This is a genomic window from Pseudomonas sp. B1-22 (assembly GCF_050474425.1).
Lineage (GTDB): Bacteria > Pseudomonadota > Gammaproteobacteria > Pseudomonadales > Pseudomonadaceae > Pseudomonas.
Genome location: NZ_JBCHVH010000004.1, coordinates 751,346 through 763,591, shown reverse-complemented (window position 1 = coordinate 763,591; position 12,246 = coordinate 751,346). Strand labels below are relative to the sequence as shown.

Genomic DNA, 12,246 nt, shown 5'->3' with positions numbered 1-12,246 from the left:
AGATGATCGTCGCCGGCTTCTCCGCCTACTCCAAGACCCTCGACTTCCCGCGCTTCCGCGCCATCGCCGACAAGGTCGGGGCGCTGCTGTTCGTCGACATGGCCCACGTTGCCGGCCTGGTCGCCGCTGGCCTGTACCCGAACCCGCTGCCCTACGCCGACGTGGTCACCACCACCACCCACAAGACCCTGCGCGGTCCGCGTGGCGGTTTGATCCTGGCGCGCAGCAACGAAGAGATCGAGAAGAAGCTCAACTCCGCCGTCTTCCCCGGCGCCCAGGGCGGCCCGCTGATGCACGTGATCGCCGCCAAGGCGGTGTGCTTCAAGGAAGCGCTGGAACCCGGCTTCAAGGACTACCAGGCCCAGGTGATCAAGAACGCCAAGGCCATGGCCTCGGTGTTCATCGACCGTGGCTACGACGTGGTCTCCGGCGGCACCGACAACCACCTGATGCTGATCAGCCTGGTGAAACAGGGCCTGACCGGCAAGGAAGCGGACGCCGCCCTGGGTCGCGTCGGCATCACCGTAAACAAGAACGCCGTGCCGAACGACCCGCAAAGCCCGTTCGTCACCTCCGGCATCCGCATTGGCACCCCCGCCGTCACCACCCGTGGCCTGCAGGAAAGCCAGTGCCGCGAGCTGGCCGGCTGGATCTGCGACGTACTGGACCACCTGGGCGACGCCGACGTCGAGGCCAAGGTAGCCACCCAGGTCGCCGGCCTCTGCGCCGACTTCCCGGTCTACCGTTGAGTTTTCCCGTCTCCTCGCGGAGACGGCGCCCCAAGGGCAGGTGAGGGAAACATCGGTCCCGACCCCAGCGCCGCAAACCCTCACCCCACCCCCTTCCCACGGGAAGGGGAGCAAAAGATCAGGAGCAACGACATGCAACGCTATTCCGGCTTCGGCCTGTTCAAGCATTCCCTGAGCCACCACGAGAACTGGCAACGCATGTGGCGCACGCCCACGCCCAAGCCGGTCTACGACGTGGTCATCGTCGGCGGTGGCGGCCACGGCCTGGCCACGGCCTACTACCTGGCCAAGGAACACGGCATCACCAACGTCGCGGTGATCGAGAAGGGCTGGCTGGGCGGCGGCAACACCGCGCGCAACACCACCATCGTGCGTTCCAACTACCTGTGGGACGAATCCGCACTGCTCTACGAACACGCGATGAAGCTGTGGGAAGGCCTGTCCCAGGACCTGAACTACAACGTCATGTTCTCCCAGCGCGGCGTCTACAACCTCTGCCACACCCTGCAGGACATGCGCGACGGCGAACGCCGCGTGAGCGCCAACCGCCTGAACGGCGTGGACGGCGAACTGCTCAACGCACAGCAGGTGGCCGAAGAGATTCCGTACCTGAACTGCACCAAGAGCGCCCGCTACCCGATCATGGGTTCCACCGTGCAGCGCCGCGGCGGCGTAGCCCGTCACGACGCGGTGGCCTGGGGCTTCGCCCGTGCCGCCGACGCCCTGGGCGTGGACCTGATCCAGCAGACCGAAGTGATCGGCTTCCGCAAGCAGGACGGCGCAGTGATCGGCGTCGAGACCAACCGCGGCTTCATCGGCGCCAAGCGCGTCGGCGTGGTCACCGCCGGTAACTCCGGGCACATGGCCAAGCTCGCCGGCTTCCGCCTGCCGATCGAATCGCACCCGCTGCAGGCCCTGGTTTCCGAGCCGCTGAAACCCATCATCGACAGCGTGATCATGTCTAACGCCGTACACGGCTACATCAGCCAGTCGGACAAGGGCGACCTGGTCATCGGCGCCGGCATCGACGGCTACAACGGCTACGGCCAGCGCGGCTCCTACCCGGTGATCGAACACACCCTGCAGGCCATCGTCGAGATGTTCCCGGTGCTCTCCCGCGTACGCATGAACCGCCAGTGGGGCGGCATCGTCGACACCACCCCGGACGCCTGCCCGATCATCGGCAAGACCCCGGTGAAGAACCTGTTCTTCAACTGCGGCTGGGGCACCGGTGGCTTCAAGGCCACCCCCGGCTCGGGCAACGTCTTCGCCGCGACCCTGGCCAAGGGCGAGCCGCATCCGCTGGCCGCGCCTTTCTCCATCGAGCGCTTCCACACCGGCGCGCTGATCGACGAACACGGCGCTGCCGCCGTAGCTCACTAAGAGGGCCATCACCATGCTTCATATCTTCTGCCCCCACTGCGGCGAGCTGCGTTCCGAAGAGGAATTCCACGCCAAGGGCCAGGCGCACATCCCGCGCCCGCTCGACCCCGCTGCCTGCTCCGACGCGGAATGGGGCGAGTACATGTTCTTCCGCGACAACCCGCGCGGCATCCACCACGAACTGTGGGTGCACGCCGCCGGCTGCCGCCAGTACTTCAACGTCACCCGCCACACGGTGACCTACGAAATTCTCGAAACCTACAAGATCGGCGAAAAACCCAGCGTTACCGCCGCTGATTCCGAGAAGAAATCCGCCTCCCAGCCCGCCGTGGAGAAGGCCTAATGAGCCAGATCAATCGCCTGTCCCGTGGCGGTCGCATCGACCGCAGCAAGCCGCTGACCTTCAGCTTCAACGGCGAGACCTACCAGGGCTTCGCCGGTGACACCCTGGCCGCCGCCCTGCTGGCCAACGGCGTCGACATCCTCGGCCGCAGCTTCAAGTACTCCCGTCCGCGCGGCATCGTCGCCGCCGGCGCCGAAGAGCCCAACGCCATCCTGCAGATCGGCTCGCGTGAAGCGACCCAGGTGCCCAACGTGCGCGCCACCCAGCAGGCCCTGTACAACGGCCTGGTGGCCAGCGCCACCAACGGCTGGCCGAACGTGCAGAACGATGTCATGGGCATCTTCGGCAAGGTCGGCGGCAAGATGATGCCCCCCGGCTTCTACTACAAGACCTTCATGTACCCGCAGTCCATGTGGCTGACCTACGAGAAGTACATCCGCAAGGCCGCCGGCCTGGGCCGCGCGCCCACCGAAGTGGACCCGGACAGCTACGACTGGATGAACCACCACGCCGACGTGCTGATCGTCGGTGCCGGCCCCGCGGGCCTGGCCGCCGCCCTGGCCGCCTCGCGCAGCGGTGCGCGGGTGATCCTCGCCGATGAGCAGGAAGAGTTCGGCGGCAGCCTGCTCGACACCCGCGAAACCCTCGACGGCAAGCCGGCCGAGGAGTGGGTGGCCAAGGCCATCGCCGAGCTGGAAGGCAACCCGGACGTGATCCTGCTGCCGCGTTCCACCGTCAACGGCTACCACGACCACAACTTCCTCACCATTCACGAGCGTCGTACCGACCACCTGGGCGAAACCGCCCCGCTGGGCCAGGTGCGCATGCGCGTGCACCGCGTCCGCGCCAAGCGCGTGGTGCTGGCCGCCGGCGCCCACGAGCGTCCGCTGGTGTATGCCAACAACGACGTGCCGGGCAACATGCTCGCCGGCGCCGTCTCCACCTACGTGCGCCGCTACGGCGTGGCGCCGGGCAAGAAGCTGGTGCTGTCCACCAACAACGACTACGCCTACCGCGTCGCCCTGGACTGGCAGGAAGCCGGCCTGGAAGTGGTCGCCATCGCCGATGCGCGCCCCAATCCGCAGGGCCAGTGGGTCGAGGAAGCGCGCAAGCGCGGCATGCGCGTCATCACCGGCAGCTCGGTGATCGAAGCGCGCGGCAGCAAGCGCGTGACCGGTGCCAAGGTGGCTTCCATCGATACCTTCCGCATGAAGGTCAACGCCCCGGGCGATTGGCTGGACTGCGACCTGATCGCCAGCTCCGGCGGCTACAGCCCGGTGGTGCACCTGGCGTCGCACCTGGGCGGCAAGCCGGAATGGCGTGAAGACATCCTCGCCTTCGTCCCCGGCCTGGCCTTCCAGAAGCGCATCTGCGCCGGTGCGGTGAACGGCGTGTTCCGTCTCGCCGATGCCCTGGCCGATGGCTACCAGGCCGGCAGCCAGGCGGCTGTCGACGCAGGCTTCAAGGCCGTCGAAGGCGACCTGCCGGCCGCTTCCGAGCGCGTCGAGGAAGCCACCCTGGCGCTGTTCCAGGTGCCCCACGAGAAGCCCACCTCCCGTGCGCCCAAGCAGTTCGTCGACACCCAGAACGACGTCACCGCCGCCGCCATCGAACTGGCCTGCCGCGAGGGCTTCGAGTCCATCGAGCACGTCAAGCGCTACACCGCGCTGGGCTTCGGCACCGACCAGGGCAAGCTGGGCAACATCAACGGCCTGGCCATCGCGGCCCGCGCCCAGGGCAAGAGCATCGCCGACACCGGCACCACCATGTTCCGCCCGAACTACACCCCGGTGACCTTCGGCGCCGTCGCCGGCCGTCACTGCGGCCACCTGTTCGAACCCGTGCGCTTCACCGCCCTGCACGCCTGGCACGTGAAGAACGGCGCCGAGTTCGAGGACGTCGGCCAGTGGAAGCGCCCGTGGTACTTCCCCAAGCGTGGCGAAGACATGCACGCCGCCGTGGCCCGCGAGTGCCGCGCCGTGCGTGAATCGGTCGGCCTGCTCGATGCCTCGACCCTGGGCAAGATCGACATCCAGGGTCCGGACGCCCGCGAGTTCCTCAACCGCGTCTACACCAACGCCTGGACCAAGCTGGACGTGGGCAAGGCCCGCTACGGCCTGATGTGCAAGGAAGACGGCATGGTCTTCGACGACGGCGTGACCGCCTGCCTCGCCGACAACCACTTCGTCATGACCACCACCACCGGCGGCGCCGCCCGCGTGATGGAATGGCTGGAGCTGTACCACCAGACCGAATGGCCGGAACTGAAGGTGTACTTCACCTCGGTCACCGACCACTGGGCCACCCTGACCCTGTCCGGCCCCAACAGTCGCAAGCTGCTGGCCGAAGTCACCGACATCGACCTGGACAAGGAAGCCTTCCCCTTCATGACCTGGAAGGAAGGCAAGGTCGCCGGCGTACCGGCGCGGGTGTTCCGGATCTCCTTCACCGGGGAGCTGTCCTACGAGGTGAACATCCAGGCCAACTACGCCATGGGTGTGCTGGAAGCGATCGTCGCTGCGGGCGCCAAGTACAACCTGACCCCGTACGGCACCGAGACCATGCACGTCCTGCGCGCCGAGAAGGGCTTCATCATCGTTGGCCAGGACACCGACGCCTCGGTCACCCCGGACGACCTGAACATGGGTTGGGCCGTGGGTCGCACCAAGCCGTTCTCCTGGATCGGCTGGCGTGGCATGAACCGCGCCGACTGCCAGCGCGAGGACCGCAAGCAACTGGTCGGCCTCAAGCCCACCAACCCGATGGACGTCCTGCCTGAAGGCGCGCAGCTGGTGTTCAACACCCAGCAGTCGATCCCGATGAACATGGTCGGCCACGTCACCTCCAGCTACATGAGCAGCAGCCTCGGCTACGGCTTCGCCCTGGCGGTGGTCAAGGGTGGTCTCAAGCGCATGGGCGAGAAGGTCTACGCCCCGCTGGCCGATGGCCGGGTGATCGAGGCGCAGATCTGCAGCTCGGTGTTCTACGACCCGAAAGGCGAACGGCAGAACGTGGATTGATTCGGCGCCGCCGGCTGCCCTCACCCTAACCCTCTCCCAGGGGGAGAGGGGACGGTTCGGCGCCGCCGGCGAGCACGACACTCACAGCACACTCAGCTCGGCCCCCTCTCCCTGCGGGAGAGGGCTGGGGTGAGGGGAAACAGGCGATAAGCGCCCCCAAGGTGAACAGAACATGAGCAAAGCCAATCTCTACGAACAGCGCCCCGAAGCCGGCATCCAGGCTGAATCGCCCCTGCACCATGCCGAGCTGGACAAGCTCGCCAACCGCAAGGTGGCCAACGCCGGCGTGACCCTGCGCGAGAAGAAATTCCTCGGCCACCTGACCCTGCGCGGCGACGCCCACGACCCGGCCTTCGCCGCCGGCGTGAAAAAGGCCCTGGGCCTGGAACTGCCGGTCGCCCTGACCCTGGTGGCCAAGGGCGACACGTCGCTGCAGTGGCTCGGCCCGGACGAATGGCTGCTGATCGTCCCCGGCGGCCAGGAATTCGCCGTCGAACAGAGCCTGCGCAAGGCCCTGGGCGAAGAGCTGCACTACTCGGTGATCAACGTCAGCGGCGGCCAGACCCTGCTGGAGCTCGAAGGACCCAAGGTCCGCGAAGTGCTGATGAAATCCACCAGCTACGACGTGCACCCGAGCAACTTCCCGGTGGGCAAGGCGGTCGGCACCATCTTCGCCAAGTCCCAGCTGGTGATCCGCCACACCGGCGAACACACCTGGGAGCTGGTGGTGCGCCGCAGCTTCTCCGACTACTTCTGGCTGTGGCTGCAGGACGCCTGCGCCGAGTACGGCCTGCAAGTCGCCGCCTGAGTGGTACCCGGCCCCCCTCTCCCACCGGGAGCGGGGGCACTCTCCGATCGGAGCCAGACCATGAGCCGCACACCCGAGACCTGGATTCTCACCGCCGACAGCCCGAGCCTGCTGGGCACGGTCGACGTGGTCACGCGCTACCTGTTCGAACAACACTGCTACGTCACCGAGCACCATTCGTTCGATGACCGCCTGGCGCAGCGCTTCTTCATCCGCATCGAGTTCCGGGCCGGCGACGGCTTCGACGAAGCGGCCTTCCGCACCGGCCTCGCCGACCGCGTCTCGCCCTTCCAGATGAACGTCGAGCTGACCCCGCCGGGCTACCGCAGCAAGGTGGTGATCATGGTCTCCAAGGCCGACCACTGCCTGAACGACCTGCTCTACCGCCAGCGCATCGGCCAGCTGCCGATGGACGTGGTGGCGGTGGTCTCCAACCACCCGGACCTGGAACCCCTGGCCCGCTGGCACGGCATCCCCTACCACCACTTCCCCCTCGACCCGAACGACAAGGGCGCGCAGGAGGCGAAGGTGTGGAAGGTAATCGAGGAATCCGGCGCAGAGCTGGTGATCCTCGCGCGCTACATGCAGGTGCTCTCCCCCGAGTTGTGCCGCAAGCTGGACGGCTGGGCGATCAACATCCACCACTCGCTGCTGCCCGGCTTCAAGGGCGCCAAGCCCTACCACCAGGCCTACCAGAAGGGCGTGAAGCTGGTCGGCGCCACCGCCCACTACATCAACAACGACCTCGACGAAGGCCCGATCATCGCCCAGGGCGTCGAGCCCGTGGACCACGCCTACTACCCCGAGGACCTGATCGCCAAGGGCCGCGACGTGGAGTGCCTGACCCTGGCGAAAGCCGTGGGCTTCCATATCGAACGCCGGGTGTTCCTGAACGCCAACCGGACGGTGGTGCTTTAAGAACGCCCTCACCCTAACCCTCTCCCGCAAGCGGGAGAGGGGACTGTCTGGAGCCGCCGGTGAATTCGGCGCCCAATTGATACACCGAACAAGCCCCCTCTCCCTCTGGGAGAGGGCTGGGGTGAGGGGCTCCCTGAGCGCCCACCCAACCACCGAGCAACACCGACAGACCCGCCGGCTGCCAGCAGTACGACCCGGCCCTGTCGCGCAACACACGACATCCCAGTGCAAAACCGCGTGGCCCTAGTGCCCGCATTTGTACCCACAAACACAATGAGGAATGCGTATGTCTGGCAATCGTGGTGTGGTTTATCTCGGCCCGGGCAAGGTCGAAGTACAGAACATCCCCTATCCGAAGATGCAGGACCCGCAGGGCAAGCAGATCGACCACGGGGTGATCCTGCGCGTGGTCTCCACCAACATCTGCGGCTCCGACCAGCACATGGTGCGCGGTCGTACCACCGCGCCGGTCGGCCTGGTGCTGGGTCACGAGATCACCGGTGAGGTGGTGGAAATCGGCCGTGGCGTGGAAACCATGAAGATCGGCGACCTGGTCTCGGTGCCGTTCAACGTCGCCTGCGGCCACTGCCGCACCTGCAAGGAGCAGCACACCGGCGTCTGCCTGACCGTCAACCCGGCTCGCGCCGGCGGCGCCTACGGCTACGTCGACATGGGCGGCTGGGTCGGTGGCCAGGCCGAATACGTGATGGTCCCCTACGCCGACTTCAACCTGCTGAAGCTGCCGAACCGCGAGCTGGCGATGGAGAAGATCCGCGACCTGACCTGCCTCTCCGACATCCTGCCCACCGGCTACCACGGCGCAGTGACTGCCGGCGTGGGTCCGGGCAGCACCGTCTACGTTGCCGGCGCAGGTCCGGTGGGTCTTGCCGCCGCTGCCTCGGCCCGCCTGCTGGGCGCCGCCGTGGTGATCGTCGGTGACGTCAACCCGACCCGCCTGGCCCATGCCAAGTCCCAGGGCTTCGAAATCGCCGACCTGTCCAAGGACACCCCGCTGCACGAGCAGATCGCCGATCTGCTGGGCGAGCCGGAAGTGGACTGCGCGATCGACGCGGTGGGCTTCGAAGCCCGAGGCCATGGCCATTCCGGGTCGCAGCACGAGGCTCCGGCCACCGTGCTCAACTCGCTGATGGGCGTGGTCCGCGTTGCCGGCAAGATCGGCATCCCGGGCCTGTACGTCACCGAAGACCCGGGTGCGGTGGATGACGCCGCCAAGCACGGCGCGCTGAGCATCCGCTTCGGCCTGGGCTGGGCGAAGTCGCACACCTTCCACACCGGCCAGACCCCGGTCATGAAGTACAACCGCCAGCTGATGCAGGCCATCATGTGGGATCGCATCAAGATCGCCGACATCGTCGGGGTGGAAGTCATCACCCTGGACGACGCACCGAAGGGCTACGGCCAGTTCGATGCCGGCGTGCCGAAGAAATTCGTCATCGACCCGCACAACATTTTCCGCGCCGCCTGACGGTGCAACCACCCCCGACCGCGGTCCCACTACCGCGGTCGTCTCTCCAGGGGAGCCGCAAGGCTCCCTCTTTTTTGCCTGCTGCCCAACGCCGTGCCGTGCGGTTCGCGGACAGAGTCCGCTCCTACAAGAGCCTCTCAGGCGCACCTCAGCCCACAGGTGAAATCCCGTACCCGGCCGACATCGTGCCGTGCGGTTCGCGAGCAAGCTCGCTCCTACAAGAGCCGTCGGCCAGTCGCACCGCAAACTGCAGGCGAAACCCCGTAGGAGCGGACTCTGTCCGCGATATCCCGGCCGCCACCGTGCAGTACGCTTCGCGGATAAGATCCGCTCCTACGAGAGCCAACCATCCGCAACGCAGGTTCTCCCCGTAGGAGCGGGCCATGCCCGCGAATCGCGCCCATGGGGCGCTCCTACGATCACGCGGACGTTACGGCTTCGGCGCGGGACAGTCGAGGTCCCCTTCCTCACAGGCGGACAGGCCCTTGAGCTCCTTCACTCGCGCATCGGTCACCTCGGCCAGGCAGCCATCGAACACCATGGTGTAGGCCGAGCCGCCCTCCACCGAGGAGGCGGCGAACTTGCAGTGCAGGTCGCGGTAATGCAGCCAGGCTTGCTGGGCATCCTTCAGGCTTTCCTTCTGTTTTGCGTCCAGACGCTGGCGATAGGCGTTGTAGGTCTGATTGAGGCGCTTGTCGGCGGCGGAGTATTCCTGGGCGGCGCAGGCATTGAAGGTGGCCTGGTCCATGGGGTTGGCGCAGTCGGCCGCGTGGGCGGCGAGAGGAGCGGCCAGCAGGCCGAGGGACAGGAGCATGAGCTTCATGGGGACGCGATCCGTTCAACTGGATTGAGCCCCCACTCTAGCCGCTCGAACTTCCGAGCGGGGTACCGTCGGGCCATGAACGGCGAATCAAGCCCGAAGGCGACCCGTAGGGCGTATAACCGTTCGCGGTTATACGCCGCCTGGCCGGACTATCAACCCAGCAGCTTCTCCGCCATCCGCGCCAGGGCCTGGCGCTGGAAGGCGCGGAAGTCAGCATCCGGCTGCTGGCCTTCGAGCATCGGCAGGAAGGGGTCGACCACTTCGGTGCGCACGCCGGCCATTTCCTCGATCACCGCGTGACCGCAGAACGGCACGTAGGCCTCCGCATAACCACCCTCGTGCACCACCACCAGGCGCCCATCGCACAGGCGCTCGGCGGCGTCGCGCACAGCGGCGGTCATGAAGCGGAAGGTCTCGCTGTGGGCGAGCATACGCGCCAGCGGGTCCACGCCGTTGGCGTCGAAGCCGCTGGCGACCACGATCAGTTCGGGCTGGAAGCGTTCCAGCGCCGGCACGATGATGGTCTCCATGGCCACGCGGTAGGCGTCGTCACCGCTGCCCGGATAGAGCGGCACGTTGAGGTTGTAACCCTTGCCCGCGCCCTCGCCGATGTCGTCCACCGCGCCGGTGCCGGTGGGATAGCAGTCGGCCTGGTGGATCGACAGGGTCAGCACGTCGTCGCGGCCGTAGAAGATCGCCTCGGTGCCGTTGCCGTGGTGCACGTCCCAGTCCAGCACCGCCACGCGCTGGATGCCATGGCGCGCCTTGGCCGTCTCCACCGCCACGGCGATGTTCGCCAGGTAGCAGAAGCCCATGCCACGATCCGGCAGGCAGTGGTGACCCGGCGGACGGGACAGCGCGTAGGCGTTGTCCAGTTCGCCGCGCAGCACCGCGTCCACCGCGGCGATGGTCAGGCCGGCGGACTGCCGGGCGATGTCGTAGGTGCCATGGCTGACCATGGTTTCCTCGCCCATGTCGCCATGGCCGGCTTCGCTGTAGGCCTTGAAGCGCTCCAGGTAGCTCGCCGGGTGTACCCGCAGCAGGTCTTCCTCGCTGGCCAGGGGCGCGCTGGAAAGATGCAGCTGATTGCTGAGGCCGGAGACGTCCATCAGGCTCTTCAGCCGGCGCTTGCTCTCCGGCGACTCGGCATGGCCGCCGCCCACCGGCGGCTGCAGCCAGCCACCGACCGGGAGGATCAGGGCGTGCAGCCCGGTGGCGTGCCAGAAGCAGCGTTCATCGAAGAAGAATCCGGTGCGACGGCTCATGCGCGGGCCACCTTCAGGCTCTGCTGGCGCTTGCGGCTGAACAGCCAGTAGACCGGCGACACCACGGCCAGGCCGACCACCCAGGAGATGTCCGCACCGTTCATGGCTTGCGCGGCCGGGCCGGTGTAGAGCGCGGTGGACATGAAGGGGATCTGCACCAGGATGCCGAAGATGTAGCAGTTCACCGCGGTCCAGTTGAAGGTGCCGTAGATGCCGCCGTCGCGGCGGAAGAACGACAGCACGTCGTACTCGCCGTGGGCCACCAGGTAGTAGTCGACCAGGTTGATCGCGCTCCAGGGCACCAGCACGTAGAGCAGCAGCAGGATGAAGTTGGTGTAGTTGGCCATGAAGTTGTCCTGGCCCAGCAGGGCGATGGCCAGGGAGCCGCCGAACAGCGCCAGGGCGATCACCGTGCGCCAGCCGGCCTTGGCGCTCCACGCCGGGAGCAGGGTCTGGCCGACGGTGATGGTGGAGAGCGTGCCGCAGTAAAGGTTCATCGAGTTGGTGGCGGCGATGCCGAAGGAGAACACTGCGACCATCACGGCGCTGAAGCCACCGGTCATCTCGATCAGCCCGGCGATCACGTCGCCTTCGCCAACCGCGAGGCCAACCAGAACACCGAGCAGCATCGGCAGGATCGAGCCCAGGCAGCAGCCCCAGTAGCTCGACCAGAAGGCCGTGCGCGAACCGGTGCCCTGGGGCATGTAGCGCGAGTAGTCGGAGACGTAGGGTGCGTAGGCCAACTGCCAGAGCGCGGCGATGGACAACGCGCCGAGGAAGCCGGGGATGGTGGTTTCGTTACGCTCCAGCAGGTCCGCCGGCAGGCCGTGGACGAACAGCAGCCAGACGAAGCAGACCAGCAGCACCGCGCCGGACAGCCAGCACATCAGCCGGGTGTAACCGTGGATCAGGCGGTAGCCGAAGATGGTGGCGATGACGCTCAGTGCGCCGACCGCGAGGATGCCCTGGTTGGTGCTGATCGCCGGGAAGCGCGCGCTCAGGGTCTGGCCGCCGAGCACCAGGTTGGAGGCGAAGAAGCCCAGGTACATGATCACCACCAGGGCGACCACCAGCAGCGAACCGAAGGAGCCGAACTGCCCGCGGGTCTGCACCATCTGCGGCACGCCCAGCTGCGGGCCCTGGGCCGAGTGCAGGGCCATGAAGATCCCGCCGACCAGGTGGCCGAGCACCAGCGCCAGCACGGCGCTGAAGAACGGCAGCTTGAACACGGTGACGGCCAGCGCACCGGTGACCACGGTGAGCAGCATGATGTTGCTGCCGAACCAGATGGTGAAAAGATCACGGGCACGGCCGTGACGTTCATGGGCGGCAATGGGCTGAATGGTGCTCAGCTCCAGGGTCGCCGACGAATTTTGCGTCGTTGTCATTGGAGGTCTCACGCGGGTAATACGAGGCAGGTGCCCGGCGCGGACGCCGGGCACGAGTCAGGA

General features: G+C 66.8%; 10 protein-coding genes. 7 read left to right on the top strand and 3 right to left on the bottom strand.

The window, feature by feature from the left end:
- The 7 genes from glyA to fdhA form a co-directional block, all read left to right on the top strand.
- Positions 1-749 (top strand): serine hydroxymethyltransferase (glyA, locus tag ACQ5BL_RS19055; RefSeq protein ID WP_430293205.1); only part of this gene is annotated, 749 nt, incomplete at its 5' end.
- A 132-nt stretch (positions 750-881) separates the two neighbouring features.
- A complete protein-coding gene (locus tag ACQ5BL_RS19050; protein WP_207884994.1) occupies positions 882-2,132 on the top strand; it encodes a sarcosine oxidase subunit beta in 1,251 nt (416 codons plus the stop codon).
- Between the two features lie 13 nt (positions 2,133-2,145).
- Positions 2,146-2,475: a sarcosine oxidase subunit delta gene (locus ACQ5BL_RS19045; protein ID WP_207884993.1), complete on the top strand. Its 330-nt coding sequence runs from the start codon at positions 2,146-2,148 to the stop codon at positions 2,473-2,475.
- Complete coding sequence (locus ACQ5BL_RS19040) at positions 2,475-5,495, top strand: sarcosine oxidase subunit alpha (RefSeq protein ID WP_243807500.1); 3,021 nt, start codon at positions 2,475-2,477, stop codon at positions 5,493-5,495. Before ACQ5BL_RS19045 ends, ACQ5BL_RS19040 begins: the two co-directional genes overlap by 1 nt.
- Positions 5,496-5,667: 172 nt before the next feature.
- Complete coding sequence (locus ACQ5BL_RS19035) at positions 5,668-6,303, top strand: sarcosine oxidase subunit gamma (protein ID WP_207884991.1); 636 nt, start codon at positions 5,668-5,670, stop codon at positions 6,301-6,303.
- Positions 6,304-6,363: 60 nt separating this feature from the next.
- The gene (locus ACQ5BL_RS19030; protein ID WP_243807498.1) at positions 6,364-7,221 is read left to right on the top strand and encodes a formyltetrahydrofolate deformylase; all 858 of its coding nucleotides are present in this window, start codon (positions 6,364-6,366) and stop codon (positions 7,219-7,221) included.
- Positions 7,222-7,507: 286 nt separating this feature from the next.
- Positions 7,508-8,707: a formaldehyde dehydrogenase, glutathione-independent gene (fdhA, locus tag ACQ5BL_RS19025; RefSeq protein WP_243807496.1), complete on the top strand. Its 1,200-nt coding sequence runs from the start codon at positions 7,508-7,510 to the stop codon at positions 8,705-8,707.
- A 430-nt stretch (positions 8,708-9,137) separates the two neighbouring features.
- Here fdhA and ACQ5BL_RS19020 read toward each other — a convergent pair whose 3' ends face one another.
- The 3 genes from ACQ5BL_RS19020 to ACQ5BL_RS19010 all read right to left on the bottom strand — a co-directional run bounded on the left by ACQ5BL_RS19020 (position 9,138) and on the right by ACQ5BL_RS19010 (position 12,183).
- Positions 9,138-9,530: a lysozyme inhibitor LprI family protein gene (locus ACQ5BL_RS19020; RefSeq protein ID WP_243807494.1), complete on the bottom strand. Its 393-nt coding sequence runs from the start codon at positions 9,528-9,530 to the stop codon at positions 9,138-9,140.
- Positions 9,531-9,682: 152 nt separating this feature from the next.
- Positions 9,683-10,795 carry a class II histone deacetylase gene (locus ACQ5BL_RS19015; RefSeq protein WP_243807493.1) on the bottom strand — a complete coding sequence of 371 codons (1,113 nt, stop codon included), beginning with the start codon at positions 10,793-10,795 and terminating at the stop codon, positions 9,683-9,685.
- Entirely contained in the window at positions 10,792-12,183 is a 1,392-nt protein-coding gene (locus ACQ5BL_RS19010; RefSeq protein WP_243807492.1) for a purine-cytosine permease family protein, read from the bottom strand. Before ACQ5BL_RS19010 ends, ACQ5BL_RS19015 begins: the two co-directional genes overlap by 4 nt.
- Positions 12,184-12,246 lie beyond the last annotated feature (63 nt).